This is a genomic window from Limnospira sp. PMC 289.06, assembly GCF_032350395.1.
GTDB classification, from domain to species: domain Bacteria; phylum Cyanobacteriota; class Cyanobacteriia; order Cyanobacteriales; family Microcoleaceae; genus Limnospira; species Limnospira platensis.
Genome location: NZ_JARPLC010000607.1, coordinates 1 through 228, shown reverse-complemented (window position 1 = coordinate 228; position 228 = coordinate 1). Strand labels below are relative to the sequence as shown.

The 228-nt window shown below is 48.7% G+C and carries 1 pseudogene; it reads right to left on the bottom strand.

Features of this window, described 5'->3' with window-relative positions:
* Nucleotides 1-228, bottom strand: a pseudogene (locus tag P5674_RS26420) (IS630 family transposase); the annotation flags it as partial.

Genomic DNA, 228 nt, shown 5'->3' with positions numbered 1-228 from the left:
AAGAGTTGTTGATAACACCATGCGGCCATATAGCTCACCCTGCCCTGCCTCTTCCCGGATTTGAGGGCATCGAAGCGTTGTCCTTCCTCGCAGTAACCATAAGGATAATCCGAGTCTTGACTATTCATGCCAGCTTCATCGAGGTAAACCAACTCTTCCGGCTCCATATGTTGAATCTGAGCAATAAACTCCTCTCGCTGTTGCTGATCACGTTCTTGGTAGCCGTAA